This window comes from Paraburkholderia sp. CNPSo 3281, assembly GCF_024206515.1.
In the GTDB taxonomy this organism is placed as follows: Bacteria; Pseudomonadota; Gammaproteobacteria; order Burkholderiales; family Burkholderiaceae; genus Paraburkholderia; species Paraburkholderia nodosa.
Genome location: NZ_JAMBPS010000003.1, coordinates 215370 through 234386, shown reverse-complemented (window position 1 = coordinate 234386; position 19017 = coordinate 215370). Strand labels below are relative to the sequence as shown.

General features: G+C 65.8%; 15 protein-coding genes. 6 read left to right on the top strand and 9 right to left on the bottom strand.

Going from position 1 to position 19017, the window contains the following annotated elements; translation table 11 throughout:
- Positions 1-18: 18 nt before the first annotated feature.
- Positions 19-2370, bottom strand: a complete 2352-nt coding sequence (locus M3I56_RS05035; protein WP_254352813.1) for a Tex family protein — start codon at positions 2368-2370, stop codon at positions 19-21.
- 366 nt (positions 2371-2736) lie between these two features.
- On the opposite strand from M3I56_RS05035, the gene M3I56_RS05030 reads away from it, so the two are divergent.
- From M3I56_RS05030 to M3I56_RS05020, 3 genes are all read left to right on the top strand, one after another.
- Positions 2737-3573 (top strand): colicin transporter, encoded by an 837-nt coding sequence (locus M3I56_RS05030; protein WP_309249129.1) that lies wholly within the window; start codon positions 2737-2739, stop codon positions 3571-3573.
- A gap of 87 nt (positions 3574-3660) precedes the next feature.
- The gene (locus tag M3I56_RS05025; protein WP_028204122.1) at positions 3661-3894 is read left to right on the top strand and encodes a DUF465 domain-containing protein; all 234 of its coding nucleotides are present in this window, start codon (positions 3661-3663) and stop codon (positions 3892-3894) included.
- A gap of 76 nt (positions 3895-3970) precedes the next feature.
- Entirely contained in the window at positions 3971-6241 is a 2271-nt protein-coding gene (locus tag M3I56_RS05020; RefSeq protein ID WP_254352811.1) for an ATP-dependent DNA helicase, read from the top strand.
- Between the two features lie 176 nt (positions 6242-6417).
- Here the strand turns inward: M3I56_RS05020 and M3I56_RS41525 are convergent, their stop codons facing one another.
- Positions 6418-6693 (bottom strand): hypothetical protein, encoded by a 276-nt coding sequence (locus M3I56_RS41525; protein ID WP_081771656.1) that lies wholly within the window; start codon positions 6691-6693, stop codon positions 6418-6420.
- A 232-nt stretch (positions 6694-6925) separates the two neighbouring features.
- Positions 6926-8158 (bottom strand): cupin domain-containing protein, encoded by a 1233-nt coding sequence (locus M3I56_RS05010; protein ID WP_254352809.1) that lies wholly within the window; start codon positions 8156-8158, stop codon positions 6926-6928.
- A 32-nt stretch (positions 8159-8190) separates the two neighbouring features.
- Between M3I56_RS05010 and M3I56_RS05005 the strand changes: the two genes are divergently transcribed.
- Positions 8191-8736, top strand: coding sequence for a peptidylprolyl isomerase (locus tag M3I56_RS05005; RefSeq protein ID WP_254352808.1), 546 nt, complete (start codon positions 8191-8193; stop codon positions 8734-8736).
- Positions 8737-8743: 7 nt separating this feature from the next.
- Here M3I56_RS05005 and M3I56_RS05000 read toward each other — a convergent pair whose 3' ends face one another.
- The 4 genes from M3I56_RS05000 to M3I56_RS04985 form a co-directional block, all read right to left on the bottom strand.
- Positions 8744-10093, bottom strand: coding sequence for a hypothetical protein (locus tag M3I56_RS05000; RefSeq protein WP_309249128.1), 1350 nt, complete (start codon positions 10091-10093; stop codon positions 8744-8746).
- Positions 10094-10193: 100 nt separating this feature from the next.
- The gene (gene mutS / locus M3I56_RS04995; protein WP_254352806.1) at positions 10194-12887 is read right to left on the bottom strand and encodes a DNA mismatch repair protein MutS; all 2694 of its coding nucleotides are present in this window, start codon (positions 12885-12887) and stop codon (positions 10194-10196) included.
- 96 nt (positions 12888-12983) lie between these two features.
- Positions 12984-14282: a lysophospholipid transporter LplT gene (gene lplT, locus M3I56_RS04990; protein WP_254352805.1), complete on the bottom strand. Its 1299-nt coding sequence runs from the start codon at positions 14280-14282 to the stop codon at positions 12984-12986.
- Positions 14283-14437: 155 nt separating this feature from the next.
- Positions 14438-15238, bottom strand: coding sequence for an inositol monophosphatase family protein (locus M3I56_RS04985; RefSeq protein WP_254352804.1), 801 nt, complete (start codon positions 15236-15238; stop codon positions 14438-14440).
- Positions 15239-15766: 528 nt separating this feature from the next.
- On the opposite strand from M3I56_RS04985, the gene M3I56_RS04980 reads away from it, so the two are divergent.
- Both M3I56_RS04980 and cysE read left to right on the top strand, forming a co-directional pair.
- The gene (locus M3I56_RS04980; protein WP_254352950.1) at positions 15767-16573 is read left to right on the top strand and encodes an RNA methyltransferase; all 807 of its coding nucleotides are present in this window, start codon (positions 15767-15769) and stop codon (positions 16571-16573) included.
- Between the two features lie 221 nt (positions 16574-16794).
- A complete protein-coding gene (gene cysE, locus M3I56_RS04975) occupies positions 16795-17619 on the top strand; it encodes a serine O-acetyltransferase (RefSeq protein WP_254352803.1) in 825 nt (274 codons plus the stop codon).
- Between the two features lie 69 nt (positions 17620-17688).
- Here the strand turns inward: cysE and M3I56_RS04970 are convergent, their stop codons facing one another.
- Positions 17689-18486: a UDP-2,3-diacylglucosamine diphosphatase gene (locus M3I56_RS04970; protein ID WP_254352802.1), complete on the bottom strand. Its 798-nt coding sequence runs from the start codon at positions 18484-18486 to the stop codon at positions 17689-17691.
- Positions 18487-18519: 33 nt separating this feature from the next.
- The gene (locus tag M3I56_RS04965) at positions 18520-19014 is read right to left on the bottom strand and encodes a peptidylprolyl isomerase (protein WP_254352801.1); all 495 of its coding nucleotides are present in this window, start codon (positions 19012-19014) and stop codon (positions 18520-18522) included.
- Between the last annotated feature and the right edge of the window lie 3 nt (positions 19015-19017).

Below are 19017 nucleotides of genomic sequence, written 5' to 3'. Positions count from 1 at the left end.
CGTTGCGTCATGCGGACATCAGCGTGGCTTGAGCTTCGCGAATGCCGCCGCTATCGCGCCCGCCGGTTCCGCATCGCGTGAACGCGCGCCTCCACGGTTGTCGCGATTGCCACCGCCGCGATTGTCGCGGTTGCCCGACTGTCCCGCGCTGCCGCCGCTGCGCGACGTGCCGGCGCTCGCGGGGTCGTCGTCCAGACGCATCGTGAGCGCGATGCGCTGACGCTTCACGTCGACGTCGAGCACCTTCACCTTCACGACCTGGCCGGCCTTGACGACTTCGTGCGGGTCCTTGATGAACTTCGTCGACATGGCCGAGACGTGCACGAGCCCGTCCTGATGCACGCCCACGTCGATGAATGCGCCGAACGCGGCCACATTCGTCACGACGCCTTCGAGCAGCATGCCCGGCACGAGGTCGGAGACTTTCTCGACGCCATCGCGGAACGTCGCCGTCCTGAACTCGGGGCGCGGATCGCGGCCCGGCTTTTCCAGTTCGCTCAGGATGTCGCGCACCGTCGGCAGACCGAAACGTTCATCCACGAACTCGGTGGGCGCGAGGCCCGAAAGCGCTTCGCGGCTGCCGAGCACGTCGCCGATCGTACGCTTGATCTTCGCGAGCATGCGCTCGACGACGGGGTACGCTTCCGGGTGCACCGACGAGCGATCGAGCGGATTGTCGCCGCCGTTGATGCGCAGGAAGCCGGCGGCTTGCTCGAAAGTCTTGTCGCCCAGACGCGGTACCTTCTTGAGATGCTCGCGCGAAGGGAACGGGCCGTTCGCATCGCGGTAGTCGACGATATTGCGCGCGAGCGTCGAGTTAAGTCCCGACACGCGGGCGAGCAGGGCAACGGAGGCCGTGTTAGCATCGACGCCCACGGCGTTTACGCAGTCCTCGACCACGGCGTCGAGCGAGCGCGCGAGTTCGCGCTGGTTCACGTCGTGCTGGTACTGGCCCACGCCAATCGCTTTCGGCTCGATCTTCACGAGTTCGGCGAGTGGGTCCTGCAGACGGCGCGCAATGGAAACGGCGCCGCGCAGCGACACATCGAGCTCGGGGAATTCCTTCGCAGCCAGTTCGGACGCCGAATAAACCGACGCCCCGGCTTCGGAAACCACGATTTTCTGCAGCTTCAGTTCGGGATGCTTCGAGATCAGCTCGCTCGCGAGCTTGTCGGTTTCACGCGAGGCCGTGCCGTTGCCGATGCTGATGAGCTCCGCTTGCGTGTGCGCGGCGATGCGCGCGAGCTTCGCGAGCGAGCCGTCCCAGTCGCGGCGCGGCTCGTGCGGGTAGATCGTGTCGGTGGCGAGCAGCTTGCCTGTGCGGTCGACCACGGCCACCTTCACGCCCGTGCGCAGGCCCGGATCGAGGCCGATCACGGCCTTGGGGCCGGCCGGCGCGGCAAGCAGCAGATCCTTGAGATTGCGCGCGAACACGCGGATCGCTTCGTTTTCCGCCTGCTCGCGCAGGTCGGTGAGCAGCTCGTTTTCGATATGCGGCTGCACCTTCACGCGCCAGCACCAGCGGCAGACATCGGAGAGCCATTTGTCGGCCGGGCGATTCTGGTTCGCAATGCCGAAGTGGCGCGCGATCATCGCTTCGCCCGGATGCGGCACCTGCGTGTCCAGTTCGCCGCCGAGGCCGAGCTTGACCATCAGCACACCGGCGTTGCGGCCGCGGAACAGCGCGAGCGCGCGGTGCGACGGCACGGTCTTGATAGTCTCGGAATAGTCGTAGTAGTCGCGGAACTTCTCGCCTTCCTCGTTTTCCTTGCCCTCGATCACGCTCGACATCACCACGCCCTGGTTATGCAGCCAGTCGCGCAGCTTGCCCAGCAGTTCGGCCGTTTCACCGAACTGCTCGGAGAGGATGTCGCGCGCGCCGTCGAGCGCGGCCTTGATGTCGGCGACACCCTTTTCGGCGTCCACGTACTGTGCGGCTTCCGTTTGCGGGTCGAGCAGCGGGTTCGCGAGCAGCGCGTCGGCGAGCGGCTGCAGGCCGGCTTCGCGCGCGATCTGCGCGCGTGTGCGGCGCTTGGGCTTGTAGGGCAGATAGAGGTCTTCGAGAACCTGCTTGCTGTCGGCCGCTTCGATGGCGCTGCGCAATTCGTCGGTGAGCTTGCCTTGTTCCTCGATGCTCGCAAGGATCGCCGCGCGGCGGCCTTCGAGTTCGCGCAGATAGAGCAGTCGCTCTTCGAGCGTACGCAGCTGCGTATCGTCGAGATTGCCCGTGACTTCCTTGCGGTAACGGGCGATGAACGGAACGGTCGAGCCTTCGTCGAGAAGCTGCACGGCGGCTGCGACCTGGCGTGGCTGCACGCTTAGTTCAGTGGCGATACGCTGGACGATCTTGAGTGCTACGGTTTCCGTCATAGGGTCTGAATATTCCTGCGAGGATCGGATTGCGGTCCGGGTTTGCGGTCCGGCGGCCGGTGAGGGCTCGAGCGCCCGGGGCGCCCAGTGTGCAAAAAGGCGCGTTGCCGGGTGCGCCCGCCGGCCGGTGGAGCGGGGCATTTTGCCATAAATGGCCGGGCGCTCAACCCGGGGGGTGTTAGAATTTCCCCCATGTTCCGCTGCCCACAGAAGACGTTGACGACCTCCCGCTGCTCCCCTGATTTGCCCCTTGCCCGGTTTCGCACGCCTGTTGGCGTTACGCGGCGGTTCCCCGCGCTTGGGGCAATTTGTGTCGTCGCGTTGAGCCTCGGTGCGAGCGTTCCGGCCCTCGCGCAGGCGGTCGGGGTGACAGGGCCGCTGCAGCAGCAAGGTGCGGCAACTGCGCCGGTGCAGCCGGCGCCTTCGGGCAACGCGCCGCTCGCAGCGTCTGAGGTGGCTGGGGCCACCGGCGCGCCACAGTCGCAGCAGAGCGACTTCGACGCGCGGCAGCAGGTGCTGGACCGTCGTAGCGCGGAGAACGACTATCAGTATGCAGTCGCGCAGCACAACTGCTATAGCACGTTCTTCGTGAATCATTGCATCGGCAAGGCGCGCGACAAGATGCGCGTCGTGCAGGCCGATATCCGCCGCGAGCAACTGGCGCTCGACGACGAAAAACGTGCCGCGCATGCGCAGCAGCGCGACCAGCAGGCCGCATTGCAACGCTCGCAGGACGAAGCCAATGCGCCGCAGCGCGCCGCCAACGAAGCGGCAAGCGCGCAGGCGTACGAACAGAAGCAGCAGCAACATGCGCTCGATCAGGCGCAGCGTCAGGCCGAGGCGCCGCAGCGTGCGGCGAACGAGCAGGCGTATCAGGAAAAGCAGCGGCAGCATGCGCTGGCCCAGGCACAGCGCCAGGGTGAGCAATCGCAGCGCAACGCGAACCAGGCGGCGTACGACCAGAAGCAGGCGAACTACCAGAACCAGCTTGACGAAGCGCGGCGCCAGGGCGAACAAAAGGCTCAGGAACGCGCCGACAAGGCCCAGCGCTACCAGCAGAAGCAGGAAGACGCGGTGAAGCATAAGGCCGATGTCGAAGAGCGTCAGAAACAGGCGGCGGAGAAGGCGCAGCAAAAGCAGCAACAAGAAGAACAGCAGCAGCAACAGCAAAAGCAGCAGCAGGAAGAACAGCAGGACCAGTAGCACGAGTAGCACGCTTTTTCAGCCGGACTGCAACCTCAGGCGCGTCGTCCTTCGCAAGCGCGCGCCGCATATGTCGAGGAGGCGAGCATGCGCGAGCATCGTGAAGTCAAGACCGAGGTCCTTCGTGACCGCATTCTGCAACTGGAATCGGAACATGGCGATCTGGACCGCCTGATAGACAGGATGTCCGACACCCCGGACTATGACGATCTCGAACTGCAGAGGCTGAAGAAGCGCAAGCTCAAGGTCAAGGACAACATCCTCCTGCTGCAACTGCAGCTGGACCCCGATTCAACGAAGACTTCGGACGGGCACGCCTGATTCCGGGTCCTGGCAGGCGCCGGGGCGCGGCAGTCGGCGGGTTGCGCCGTTCCGGACCGAGCAGGAACCGCTTGCCTTGAATTCAACGACCGTTTCCCGTTCCCGGCCCGCGCGCGAAGGCGGCGCGCCGGAGGCCGACGCGCGTGCGACGCAAACAGCCGCTGCACCCGTATTGAGCACACGCCGCGCTGCCGAGCTCGAGGAGCTCTTCGCGGCCGACGGCTTGCTCGCCCGCGAGATCGACGGCTATCGCCCACGCGCTGCCCAGATCGAAATGGCACGCGCGGTCGCGGCCGCGATGGAAGCCGCCGCGCAATCGCTGCCCGATCCCGCGACGTTCGAACTCCAGTCGCGCCCGGCGCGGCGGGTCGAGCGTGGTGCGCCGGCGCAGCCCGGCGCCGAGGAAGCGGCGCGCGCCGCTGGCGGGAACGGCGACAACACGCTGATCGTCGAGGCGGGCACGGGCACGGGCAAGACCTATGCGTACCTCGTGCCGGCCATGCTGTGGGGCGGCAAGGTGGTTGTCTCGACGGGCACCAAGCACTTGCAGGACCAGCTCTTCGCGCGCGACATCCCCACGGTGCGCGACGCCCTGGCGGTGCCGGTGAGCGTGGCGATGCTCAAGGGCCGCGCCAACTATCTGTGCCACTACTATCTGCAGCGCACGGCCGACAACGGCCGGCTGCCGTCGCGCCAGGAAACCGCGTATCTGCAGGAAATCGTGCGCTTCGCGAAGATCACGCGCTCGGGCGACAAGGCGGAGCTTGCGAGCGTGCCCGAGACGGCGGCCGTCTGGTCGATGGTGACATCGACGCGCGATAACTGTCTTGGCCAGGAGTGTCCGCATTACAAGGACTGCTTCGTGATGCAGGCGCGCCGCGAGGCGCAGCAGGCCGACATCGTGGTGGTGAATCACCATCTGTTCTTCGCCGACATCATGCTGCGCGACACCGGCATGGCCGAACTGCTGCCGAGCGCGAATACGATCATCTTCGACGAGGCGCACCAGCTGCCCGAAACGGCAACGCTCTTCTTCGGCGAAACGCTTTCGACTGCGCAGTTCCTCGAGCTCGCGCGCGATTGCGTGGCCGAAGGCCTGAGCCACGCGCGCGACGCGGTGGAGTGGGTCAAGCTCGGTGCGGCGCTGGAGCGCGCTGCGCGCGACGTGCGGCTCGCGTTCAAGGAAGATTCGCTGCGGCTGTCGATTACGCAGTTGCCCGAGGATCACCCGCTCTTCGATGCGCTCGACGCGCTGCAGACCGAACTGGGCACGCTTGCCACGGCACTCGCGGGGCAGGCCGAGCGCGCCGAATCGATCGGCGCGTGCCTGCGCCGCGCGCGCGAGCTGCAGGGCATTCTCGCGGGCTGGACCGCGCCGCAGGGCGCCGCGCCGGCGCGCGAAGCACGTAAGGCCGACGCGGACGGGCAGGACGAAAAGGCTGACGCGCCGGACGACACGGACGAGAAAGTCCGCTGGGTCGAGGTGTTTTCGCACACGGTGCAGCTGCACGAAACCCCGCTTTCCGTGGCGCCGATCTTCGCCAAGCAGCGCGCCGGTGTGCCGCGCACGTGGGTCTTCACGTCGGCCACGCTGTCGGTGCGCGGCGACTTCACGCACTACGCGGCGCAAATGGGCCTGAGTTCGCGCCGTTCGATGACGCTGCCGAGCCCGTTCGACTATCCCACACAAGGGCTGCTTTACGTGCCGCGCAACATGCCGCAGCCGTCGTCGCCGCAATTCACCGACGCCGTGTTCGACGCGGCGCTCCCGGCGATCGAGGCGTCGGGCGGCGGTGTCTTCATGCTATGCACGACGCTGCGTGCCGTCGACCGCATTGCCCAGAAGCTGCGCGACACGATCGAGGCGCGCGGCTGGAACACGCCGCTGCTCGTGCAGGGCGACGCAAGCCGCACGGAATTGCTCGAGCGCTTCCGCGCCTATGGCAATGCGATCCTCGTGGGCAGCCAGAGCTTCTGGGAAGGGGTGGACGTGCGCGGCGATGCGCTTTCGCTCGTGGTCATCGACAAGCTGCCGTTCGCGCCGCCCGACGATCCGGTGCTGGCGGCGCGCCTTGATGCGCTGGCGAAGAAAGGTCTGAGCCCGTTCGCGGTCCACCAGCTCCCGCAGGCGGTGATCACGCTCAAGCAGGGCGCGGGGCGACTGATTCGCGCGGAAACCGACCGCGGCGTGTTGATGATTTGCGACACCCGTCTCGTCGACAAACCGTACGGACGACGTATCTGGCAAAGCCTGCCGCCGTTCAAGCGGACCCGGGAGATCGAAGTGGTGCAGGCGTTCTTCGAAGAGAAGAACGAGGAAGCAGGGGAGCCTGGCGAAGCGCGTTAAGTCTCATGTAGCTTCATGCACGCCGCATAACAAAAAAGCCACGAACTCACGTTCGTGGCTTTTTTGCTTGGCCGCCGTATGTCTGTAGCGCGTTTGACGCAAGCAGCAGACCGCACGACGGTTCGCTGCGATACCCACCGGGACCGAGGTCCCGGTGGGTATCGCGCGAACGCAACTTACTGGCTTGCGCCCGAAGCAGCAGCCGGAGCCGAAGCGCCTGCGTCCGAAGCAGCAGCGCCAGCGTCCGAAGCAGCGGCGGTAGCCGAAGCAGCAGCGTCGCTCGCAGCAGCAGCAGCGCCCGAAGCAGCAGCTGCCGAATCCGAAGCAGCAGCAGCCGGTGCCGAAGCAGCAGCAGCATCGCTAGCCGGCGCAGCAGCTTGGTCGCTGCTCTTGTTGCACGCAGCGAGTGCAACAGCTGCCAGCAGGGATGCTACGAGGAGGGATTTCTTCATGATCACGTCCTTTTATGGTTAAAGGTAAGCAACAGCGCAAAATAATACCGGTAAATGTGCCCCAACACCGACCTGAGCCGCTGGTGGAGACGCACTGCAAGAGCGTGAATCTTCCCTACGGCCTGGCCGGAAATTATAGGCACTTTCGTATCGACCGTCGACAAATCCGGGGACAATACGTTGTCTTTCTCATACAAGCACTATTTTAGTACGGTATAACAGTCCGAAGCGCTTAGGCAAGCACCCCGGTCCGAATCCAGCCCGCACGATACCACTCGTGTAGCAACGCTGTCACACACGAATCGTGTGAGAGTGTTACAAAGCGTTTCCCGTCCATAGAGCGCCTGTCGGCCAGTGCCGGCAGCCACTTTCTTGCTTCTTTGAGCAAGCACTGTTCCCCGTTCAGGTAATACGACCGCGAATCGTAAAGCAGGATTGTCCTGCGGTCGAGTGTTATCCCATCTTTTGCCGCTCGCGCAACGAAACGGGCTTCGTCGAGCGGTTTTTCGGGGGCGTCGAACACCACATTGGCTTTCGGTTCGGACAGCCACGAGCCCACGAAGGAGGACACGTCGGCGTCGCTCCAGCGCACTTTAGCAAGCACGCCGCCAACACGCTCTACGAGTGCCGGAGGAAGCTGCGCGGGATGTGCCACGGCCGGCTGGTCGGGGTCGCGGTAAAGCGTGGGCTTGCTGTTGCCATTATCGGCGCCGCGCTCGGCGAGCCAGTAAAGAAACTGGCTCGTCAATTCGTTCGTGGAAGGAGAACGAAAGCCGATCGAGCACGTCATGCATTCGCCTTCGGCGATACCGTCGTGCGCAATGTGCGGCGGCAGGTACAGCATGTCGCCCGGCTCCAGCACCCACTCTTCTTCAGGCTGGAAATTCGCGAGAATCTTGAGCGGCAGGCCTTCCTGCAGCGAGAGATCGCGCTGCGCGCCAATGCGCCAGCGGCGCTTGCCGTGCACCTGCAGGAGGAAGACATCATACGAATCGAAGTGCGGCCCGACACCGCCGCCGTCCGATGCGTACGAGATCATCAGGTCGTCGAGCCGCGCGTCGGGGGCGAAGCGAAAGCGCTCGAGCAGGGCGCGCGCGCGGTCGTCGTGCAGGTCGGCGCCTTGCACCAGGAGCGTCCACTGGCGGGTCTTCGGCGTGGGCAGTTCGTCCGGCGAGAACGGGCCGTGTTCGAGCGCCCAGCGGCGGCGAAAATGCGTGATGAGACGCGACTCGACATCGTCGCTGTCTGCGAGCGCGAATAGGGCTTCGCGCGAGAGCGGCGCTTCGATGTCGGGAATCGCCTGGCGGATCAACAGCGGCTTTTTCTGCCAGTATTTGCGCATGAACTGCGCCGGCGTCAGGCCGCCCAGAAGCGGCGTGGCAACATCGGGCGCGGGGCATGCCAGGGGGACGGAGGCGCGCCGCTTGCGCGCGTCCACCGGGTGGTCTGGGGACCGCTTCGGCATCGTATAATGTGGTCTGTAATCTGGAGGATCGAATGAAAATTGCAAAGGACACCGTCGTGTCGGTCGCTTACAAGCTATCGGATGCGCAGGGCAATCTGATCGAGGAAAGCGACGAGCCGATGGTCTATCTGCACGGCGGCTATGATGGCACGTTCCCCAAGATCGAGGAAGTGCTGGACGGGCAGGAGCCGGGCTTCGAGACCCAGATCCAGCTTGAGCCGCAGGACGCTTTCGGGGAATACGATCCCGATCTCGTGAAGATCGAGCCGCGCAACCGCTTCCCTGAGCCGCTCGAAGTCGGCATGCAGTTCGAAGGCACGCCCGAAGAAAGCGACGAAGATCTCGACACGCTCATCTATACGGTCACGGATGTCGCCGAAGACAAGGTCGTGCTCGACGGCAACCATCCGCTAGCGGGTATGGCGCTACGCTTCGCGCTGACGGTCAAGGAAGTGCGCACCGCCACTGAAGACGAAATCGAACATGAGCACGCGCATGGCGCGGACGGCCTCGAAATCATCGACGAAGACGAAGAAGACGACGGCGACGAAGGCGCCTCGAAACCCACCTTGCACTAAGCTCCGCTCAATGCACGAAGCCGCCTGACGCCGGTGCGCCGGGCGGCTGCAGCGGGTCAGGCGGCTGGCCATTGCCGCCGCCGTTTCCACCGCTGTTTCCACCATCCAGGCCGTTCTGGCCGTTAGCATCATTCCGACCATTGAGTCCATTCTGGCCGCCCTGCGTGGGCCACGCCGGCACCAGCACGCCGTTCCCGGCCGGCGGCAAACCGGGAGGCACGGCGGTTCCCGATGCGCCAGGCGCCACGGGCGCGACGTCAGGCGACTGCGGCATGCCGGGAATCTCGGTCACATCCGGCATTGACGACACTTCGGGCATTTCCGGCATCGCGGGCGACGACCCGGCGCCGGGCGTATACGGTGACGGCTGCGCGGGCAACAGCGGCAGATGTTTCGGTACATCGCGCACGCTCACGCGCAGCGGCGTGCGGCGCGCCATGTCGGCGTCCACCTGCAGCCATTGCGTAAGCGGATCGCGCAGCGAGAACGCGATGCGCGTAACGTTTTCTATCCTTGTGCCCTTGTCGTTACGCAGCGGCTGATCGATCGTGAAGCCATGTGCGAGCTTCGAGTCGTCGGCATTCACGATGATGATCTGGCCGCGGAAAATCTCGGCGAGCTTCACGAGATTGCGGCGCAACTCGAGATAGCCGTCGCGCGGTGCACGGTGGAAGCGCAGCCACGCGAAGTGGTCGGGACGCTCGTAATGCTCGGGCATCGCGTTGCCTTGCATAAAGATAACGATCGCGCGCGCGTTGCGGCGCTTCGCATACTCGGCCGCATGTTCGAGCCAGAAGCCGTTGGCGATCACGCGGTCTTCGAACTCGCCATTGCGCCCGCCTGCATTGAGATAGTGATTGTTGCCGTCCGGCACGTTCAGCCCGATGAACACGGTGTCGCCGAGTTGCCAGCGCACGTTTTCCCGATACGGCCGGAAGCGCGAGACTTCGCTCTCGCGCGTGAGCGTCAAGGGGGTTTGGCCGAGCGCGTTAGGATCGGAGAAGAAGTTCTGGCGCAGGAAGTCGAGCCGCTCGGCGGGATCGTAGGCGCCCGAGCCGGTTATACCGCAGGTGACCCAGTCGCGTTCGCCGGGCACGAACACGAGCGGCGCACGTGACGCATCGAGCAGGTCGTGACGCCGTTCGTAAAGATGGTCGGCACAGGTTTCGTGTGCGCCTTTGAGATTGCCGTCGTAGACCGTGAAAGCGACTTGCGGATCGCGCCCGATGGCGTCGATGAGCCGCTGCGCCGACGCTTCCTCGGACTGCGAGGTGAGCGCGTTCGCCACGACCGCGAAGGCATAGCGAGGCGCCTGCGCGAACGCCGCGAGCGGCGAACCCAGCGACGAAGCCAGCATCAACGCGCACGACGCACGGCGCATAATTTTCAGATAGCGCGAGCGGGGACTGCCGCGGCCTGCCGGTTGCGGTGGCCGCGGCGGCGTCGCGAGGCGACGCTCAGCGTTTGGCGTCCGGCGCCGTGGCCAGCTCATGCAGTTCGTACAACAGGTCGAGCGCGTCGCGCGGGCGCAGTTCGTTCGGATCGAGTTCGCGCAGCCGCTGTGCAACGAGTGACGCGCCACGATCTTCCTCAACCGGAGTGGCGCGATCTTCCACGCATGGTGCGTCGTCGTCATACTCGGCGGCGGGGGCGGCGGGGGCGGCGAACAGGTCGAGTTGCGGCGTGGGCTGCCCCGCCGATTGCTGCTCCAGGTGCACGAGATGCTTGCGCGCGGCGCGTATCACGGCGGCGGGCACACCCGCGAGCTGCGCCACTTGCAGGCCGTAGCTCTGGTTCGCTGGGCCTTCCTGCACCGCATGCAGGAAGACGATGCCGTGGCCATGCTCGACGGCCGAAAGATGCACGTTCGCCGCCTGGGCAAATTCGGCCGGCAGCTGCGTGAGCTCGAAGTAGTGCGTGGCGAAGAGCGTGTGGCAACCGTTGTGCGCGAGCAGATGCCGCGCGATGGCCCACGCGAGCGCGAGGCCGTCGAACGTCGACGTGCCGCGCCCGATCTCATCCATCAGCACGAGGCTTTGCGGCGTGGCGTCGTTGAGAATGGCCGCGGCTTCGGTCATCTCGACCATGAAGGTCGAGCGGCCGCCCGCGAGGTCGTCAGCCGCGCCGATGCGCGTGAAGATGCGGTCGATCGGCCCGAAGCTGGCGCGCTTTGCCGGCACGTAGCTGCCCACGTATGCGAGCAAGGCGATGAGCGCGGTCTGCCGCATGAAGGTCGATTTACCGCCCATGTTCGGGCCGGTGATGAGCAGCAGCTTGCGCTCGGCCGAAAGCAGACAGTCGTTGGCGATGAACTGCTCGACCTGCGCTTCGACCACGGGATGACGGCCTTGCTCGATGTCGATGCCGGGCGCTTCGGTAAACGTGGGCGCATTCCAGTCGAGCGCGCGGGCGCGTTCCGCGAACGCGGCCAGCAGGTCGAGTTCCGCGAGTGCGGCGGCCACGCGCTGGCAATGGGGAATGAATGGCAGCAGCGATTGCAGCAGCGCGTCGTAGAGCGCCTTTTCGCGCGAAAGCGCGCGTTCCTGCGCCGAGAGCGCCTTGTCCTCGAACGTCTTCAGTTCCGGCGTGATGTAGCGCTCGGCGTTCTTGAGCGTCTGGCGACGGCGATAGTCGTCGGGAACCTTGTCGGTCTGGCCGCGTGTGACTTCGATATAGAAGCCGTGCACCTTGTTGTACTCGACGCGCAGATTGCCGATGCCGGTGCGCGTGCGCTCGCGCGTTTCGAGGTCGAGCAGGAACTGGCCACAGTTCTCGGAGATGTCGCGTAGTTCGTCGAGATCCGCGTCGTAGCCGCGTGCGATCACGCCGCCGTCGCGGACCATCGCCGCCGGTTCCGGCGCGACCGCGCGCTGCAGGAGCGCTGCGCACTCGGCCGGTGGTTCGAGCGCCTCTGCAATGTGCGCGAGCGACGTGGCCGCGCCGCTTGCGGCGGCGACCTGTTCGCGCAGCGCGGGCAGCGCGGCAAAGGTATCGCGCAGGCTCGACAGATCGCGCGGGCGCGCGGAAAGCAGCGCGAGGCGCCCGGTAATGCGCTCGACGTCGGCGATCTGGCGCAAGGCGCCGCGCAACGTCTCGACGCTCGCGTGCGGCGGCGCCTCGAGCAATGCGCCGATGGCCTGCTGGCGCATTTGGGCGATCGCGGCTTCGCGCGGCGGGTGATGGAGCCAGTGGCGCAGCAAGCGGCTGCCCATGGCCGTACTGCACGTGTCGAGCAGCGAGCAGAGCGTGGGGGATTCGGTGCCGCGCAGCGTTTCCGTGAGTTCGAGATTGCGGCGGGTGGCCGGATCGAGCCCGATGTATTCCGATTCGGCTTCGACCTTCAGGCTGCGCACGTGGCGCAGTTGCTGGCCTTGTGTGGCCGCCGCATAGAGCAGCAGCGCGCCCGCCGCGCCGCATGCGCTCGTGAGCGTTTGCGCGCCGAAGCCGTCGAGGCTTGCCACGTCGAGCTGGTCGCACAGGCGCTGCTTGCCCGAGCCGACGTCGAAGTGCCAGGCCGGCACACGCGTGAGCGCACCCGATCCGGGCGGCGGCGCCCAGGCGGCGGTTTCCGCCGGCATTTCCGCGACGAGGATTTCCGCGGGCCGAATGCGCTCGAACGCCGTGGCGACCTGTTCCGGCGCGACTTCCGCGAGGCGCAACGCGCCGCTGGCGAGATTGAGCCACGCGAGACCCACGTTGACGGTCACGCCGCGCCGGTTGTGGCCGGGGCAAACGGCCATCAGGTAGACGTCGTTCTTGTCGGAGAGCAGGGCGGCGTCGGTCAGCGTGCCGGGCGTCACCACGCGCACAACCTTGCGCTCGACCGGACCCTTGGAGGTGGCCGGGTCGCCGATCTGTTCGCAGATCGCCACCGACTCGCCCAGCTTCACGAGCTTCGCGAGATATTGCTCGACTGCGTGATGCGGCACGCCCGCCATCTTGATCGGATTGCCCGCTGAGGCCCCGCGCTGCGTGAGCGTGAGGTCGAGCAGGCGCGCGGCCTTCTCGGCGTCTTCGAAGAAGAGTTCGTAGAAGTCGCCCATGCGGTAGAACACGAGCGTGCCCGGATGGTCGGCCTTGATGCGCAGGTACTGCTGCATCATGGGTGTGTGTTGCGCGATCTCGGCTGCGCCTGCGATGTGTGTAGCCATCCTCGGTGTCTTGCTAGGGGTTCAGGGCGTGAGTTTAACGCGCGCCGATTGCATGTAAAGCCAGCCTTTCGGCTAACGCCGTAACAAGTGCTTCCGTCATTCGTCGACCAGCGCCTGCAGGTCCACGGTGCGCGCGTTTGCCGCACTGTGCCGCATGGCGAGCCAGATCATCGTGGAAACGAATACGCCGAACACGACGATGATCCACTGCACGGGGACCTTCGCGGTGAGCAGCAGCGCATACGCGCCGAGCATGAGCAGCACCGCGAGATTCTGGTTGAAATTCTGCACGGCGATCGAGTGGCCCGCCGACAGCAGCGTCGCGCCGCGATGCTGCAGCAGGGCGTTCATCGGCACGATGAAAAAACCGGCGAGTATGCCGAGCAGCACCATCAGCGGGTACGCGAAAAGCAGATAGAAGGGCACGATGAACGTGCCGAAGCGCACGCCAACGCCTTGCGGAAAGAGGCCTTTGCTGTAGAACGCCATGCCGATCGCCACCGCGCCGCACAGCACGCCCACGGGCAGCACGCGCAGCGAGGCGCGCAGCGACACCCATGCGGCTGCCGCGCCCGCGCCGAGCGCGATGCCGAGTCCCGTCACGCCCTGCATCACGGCGGCTTTCGAGAGCGAGAGTCCGAGATTCGCGTCGGCCCACTTGAGCACGAGCAGTTGGAGCGTGACCGCTGCGCCCCACATCAGGGTCGTGACCCAGAGCGCAATCTGCGCGAGCTTGTCGGTCCAGAGCACGTTGAAACTATGCGTGAAATCGCCCATGAGACGCGCTGGCTCCCTGAGCCGGTTCTCATAGCGCGCGCCCGTGTCGGGAATGCCGATGTTGATGAGCGCGGCGAACACATACGTGATCATCACGGCGAGCATCGCGAGGTCGGCGGCCGAATGGATGACCGGCAACGGATGACGCGCGACGAAACGGTCGGCGTAAGTCGAAACGAGTGCGCCGCCCATCATCGTGCCGACGATGGTGGAAAGCACCGTGGCCGATTCGAGCCATGCATTGGCGGCGACGAGCTTTTCGGCCGGCAGCAATTCCGTCAGGATTCCATACTTTGCGGGCGAATAGGCCGCCGCGCCGAAGCCGACCACGCCATACGCGAGCATCGGATGCACGCCGGCGATCATCAGCAGACAGCCGCACGCCTTGAGCGCGTTCGAGACGAACATGACGTGGCGCTTTTGGAGGGCGTCGGCGAACGCGCCCACGAAAGGCGCGAGCAGCACGTAGGAGATCGTGAAAAAGATCTGCAGCAGCGGCGTCACCCAGGCGGGCGATGCAATCACCGTGAGCAGCGCAATCGCCGCGATGAGGAGCGCGTTGTCGGCGAGCGACGACACGAACTGCGCGGCGATGATCGTGTAGAAGCCTTTTTTCATCGGATGCGTGCGTGGTCCTCTTGCAGCAGGGCGACGGGCGAAACAAAAAAGCGGCCGAAGCCGCTCGATGCGCATGCGTGGGCGAGGCGTGACCTGGCGCGCGCTCTGCACGCGTCGCGGTGGAACCAGGCGTGCACCGCGAGGCGCATGGGCGCTTACGCCGCCTTGGGCACGCGCGTGTACTTCGAGAGGATCGGCACCATCTGCGCGTAGATCTTCGGGTTGCCCGCGACGACTTCGCCCATGTGCAGGAAGTCCGAGTCGCCCGTGTAGTTGCCGATCAGACCGCCCGCTTCCGTCACGAGCAGGCCGCCCGCGGCGACGTCCCACGGATTGAGGCCCTGCTCGAAGAAGCCGTCCATGCGGCCGGCGGCGACGTTGGCCAGATCGAGTGCGGCCGCGCCCGGGCGGCGCAGGCCCGCGCACGCGTTGGTCATTTCGGCGAACAGCTCGCAGTAGCTGGCGAGGCCGTCCTTTTCGCGGAACGGGAAGCCGGTGCCGATCAGGCCGTCGGCGAGACGGTCGCGGCGGCCCACGCGGATACGGCGGTCGTTCAGGAACGCGCCGCGACCGCGCGAGGCGGTGAAGAGATCGTTGCGAGTCGGGTCGTAGACCACGGCCTGCGTGACAAGGCCCTTGTGCGCGAGCGCGATCGAGACGCAGTAGTACTGGAAGCCGTGGATGAAGTTGGTGGTGCCGTCGAGCGGATCGATGATCCACTGGTACTCGGACTCGTTCTCCGACTGGCCCGATTCCTCGGCGAGGATGGCGTGGTCGGGGTAGGCGGTCTTGAGCGTTTCGATGATGGCGGATTCGGCCGCCTTGTCGACTTCCGTGACGAAATCGTTGTGCTGCTTCTTCGCGACCTGCACGAGGTCGAGGTCGAGCGACGCGCGGTTGATGATCTGTCCGGCGCGGCGCGCGGCCTTGACAGCGATGTTGAGCATGGGATGCATGAGCCAGGATCCTTGTTGTCCGGCGCTCGCGAAGGCTGGATGCGCGCCGGTGGTGCAAAAGATAAAAGCGTCTAACGATTGGACAGGGCGCGGGCCCTCGAGCGGACCTGCGGAACCTGTCCCGTCAACGGAGACGAATTGGATAAGAGCGGGGCGCGGCGGCGCTGTTTGTCAGCGACTTGCCGGGCGCCTGGCGGGCAGCAAAACGGCTGCACGATTCGCCCGACGCGCGCGAAACCGCCATTTTACCCGAGTATCGGCGTTTCCATGGCTTCTCCCGGGCTGGATATCGGGATTTATATGGAGATGCCGTTCAGTCAGCTGGGCCGCCCGGGCAACCGTGGTGCACGGCGGCCTGGCGCGGCAGGCGGCGCATGTGCGGACATCGCCGCAGCGCTGGGCGCGCTAACATAGACATTTCAATATCCTTTTCGCGGTTAGAGAACTATCTTGGCGCACCCCGATTCACCTGATTCCTACGCAACTTCCCACGCTACGGCGCCGGCTTCAGGCGACGCTCACGAGCCGCTGCGCGGCGGCTTCACGTCTACCCGCTTCGTGCTCGTCGAGCCGAGCCACCCCGGCAACGTCGGCGCAGCCGCGCGCGCGCTGAAGACCATGGGATTCTCGCGCCTCGTGCTGGTGGCGCCGCGCGTGCCGCAGGTCCACTGCGATCCGGAAGCCGTGGCCATGGCGAGCGGCGCCGACGACGTGCTCGCGGCTGCCCACATCGTGCCGACGCTCGCCGACGCGCTGGCGGGCGTGCAATGGTCGCTCGCGCTCACGGCGCGCACGCGCGAGTACGGGCCGCCGCCTGCAGTGCCGCGCCAGGCGGTGCAGGACGCCTGCCGCCAGGCGGTGCACGGCGGCGATATCGCGCTTGTGTTCGGCAACGAGCGCACGGGGCTGTCGAACGACGACGTCGAGCGCTGCAGCGCGCTTGCACATATTCCGGCCAATCCCGCCTATAGCTCGCTCAATCTTGCCCAGGCAGTCCAGGTGCTCGCCTACGAGCTGCGCCTCGCGTACCTTGGGGAGAGCGCACCCGCCGCCGCGCTGCCGGCGGCTGGCGGTGCGAGCGGCGCCGCCCAGCCTGCTGCCGGGTCGCCGCTCGCGACGAGCGACGACATCGAGCGCATGTACGTGCACCTCGAGAACGCGCTCATCGCGCTCGAGTTTCTCGACCCCGCCAATCCGAAGAAGCTGATGTCGCGCCTGCGACGGCTGTTCGCCCGCTCGGGGCTCGAGCGCGAGGAGGTCAATATCGTGCGCGGCATCGCCAAGCACGTCCTGCTGCTCAAGGGCAAAGGCGACGCCAAGGGCGAGAACCACTGATCCTCTGCGCCAGCGCGGCTGCGTGCGCGCAGGCTCCAACCTTGCCGCCGACGGGGGCTTCCGACCTCGAATCGGCTTTGCGCCTACAATCGGCTGAAAACCAGCTAAAAATTCATAAGCAAATGCGCGCGGCCGCAATAGCCGTTGCGCCGCTTGCGCGCACGCTGCGGCGTCGCGCGTGCCCCCATTCCGCATGTTTCACCCGTTTTAGCGTAACTGCCATGTTCAAGAGACTTCGCGAAGACATTGCCACGATCCGCGAGCGCGATCCCGCCGCCCGCAGTGCGTGGGAGGTTCTGACCTGTTATCCGGGTCTGCATGCGCTCGTGCTGCATCGCTTCGCGCATGCGTGCTGGCTCGCGAAGCGCCGTTGGCTCGCGCGCTATGTTTCGCAGATCGCGCGTTTTCTGACGGGCATCGAGATCCATCCGGGCGCGGCCATCGGCAGGCGCGTGTTCATCGATCACGGCATGGGCGTCGTGATCGGCGAGACGGCCGAGGTCGGCGACGACTGCACGATCTACCAGGGCGTGACGCTCGGCGGCACGTCGCTCACGCGTGGCGCGAAGCGCCACCCGACGCTGGGTCCGGGCGTGATCGTCGGTGCGGGCGCAAAGGTGCTCGGCGGCTTCACGGTGGGCGCCGGGGCGAAGATCGGCTCGAACGCCGTGGTCGTCAAGCCGGTGCCGGAAGGCGCGACGGCGGTGGGCAACCCCGCGCGCATCGTCGCGCCCGCGAAGACCGCGCCGGTGCAGGCTAAGCCGGCTTCGGCGCGCGAGGGCTTTTGCGCCTATGGCATCACGCCCAATGCCGACGACCCGGTTTCGCTCGCGATCCACGGTCTCATTGACCACGCGGCTACGCAGACACAGCGCGTCGATGCGATCGTTGTCGCGCTCGAGCGGCTCGGCGCGCGACTCGAGGCGCTGCATGGTGCCGATGCGGCGCTCGCCGAATTGCGGCGTCTGTCCGAGGGGCTGGAATGCGGCGGGCCACAAGCCGAAGCCGCTAGCCACGAAGAAGAGAAAGCGCCTGCGCGCGTTTGAGGCGTGGCGCCAGGAGGGTGCTAAAGGCGAGGTGCCAAAAGCGAGGTGCTAACAATAAAGCGGCGCACCTCAGTCGAGCGGCAAGGCCCTGAAGCCTTCCGCATCCACGCGCAGATAGCCGCCCCGCGGCTTGCCGTGATCGAGATCCCAGTCGGGCAAGACCCAACGCGTGCCGCCGGGCTCCTGGTGGCGCGCCGGCCGGTGCGTGTGGCCGTGCACGATGGTGTTCGCGCGCGCGCGCTTGAAGAGCGCCGCGACGCCTTTGACCGTGACGTCGTACTTCGGCAGACGCGGGCCGCTGCGTTTGCTCTCGCTCGCGCGGCGCGCCCGCTCGGCGATCGCGCGCCGCCAGCGAAACGGCCACGCAAGAAACAGCAGCTGCACGAGCCGGTTGCGCGCGAGCTTGCGAAAGAGCTGATAGCCGTGATCGTCGGTGCACAACGCGTCGCCGTGCGCGAGCGCGAGGCGCGTGCCGAACGCGGTGATCGCGATGGGGTCGGGCAGCCAGATCGCGCCCGCGGCTTTCATGAAACGCTTGCCCATCAGAAAGTCGCGGTTGCCGTGCATGATGTAGAGCGCGATGCCGCGCTCGGAGAGCGTATGCATCAGCGCAGCCATGCGCGCGGGGAACGCATCGGTGAGCATGTCGTCACCGATCCAGTATTCGAAGAGGTCGCCGAGTATGAACACCGAGTCGGCCTGATCGGCCGTGACCCGGATGAAGCGCTCGAACGCGGCGACCGTGCGCGGAATCCCTTCATTCAGATGCACATCGGAAATGAATAGAAACGGACGAGCCGCGTGCGGGCGCTTGCCCTCGCCGGGCACGCCCGCGGCAGCGTGTCGTAAAGCCTTTTCCTGCAGCATCGATGAAGGGTGTGCGTGAGAGTTGTATGAAGCTTATTCGACGACGACAGCCTTCTCGATCACGACGTCGTCGACCGGCACGTCCTGATGGAAGCCCTTCGAGCCCGTCTTGACCTTCTTGATCTTGTCGACCACTTCGAGGCCTTCCACGACCTTGCCGAACACGGCGTAGCCCCAGCCTTGCGGCGTCGGCGACGAGTGGTTCAGGAAGTCGTTGTCGGCGACGTTGATGAAGAACTGCGCCGATGCCGAATGCGGGTCGTTGGTGCGCGCCATGGCGATCGAGCCGCGCTCGTTCTTCAGGCCGTTGTTCGCTTCGTTTTCGATCGACGCTTCGGTCGGCTTTTGCTTCATGCCGGCGTCGAAGCCGCCGCCCTGGATCATGAACCCGTCGATGACACGGTGAAACACCGTGCCGTCATAGTGGCCGCTCTTCACATAGTTGAGGAAGTTGGCGACCGTCTTCGGGGCCTTCTCGGCGTTCAGTTCGAGCTTGATGACGCCGTGGTTCGTGTGCAGTTCGACCATGAT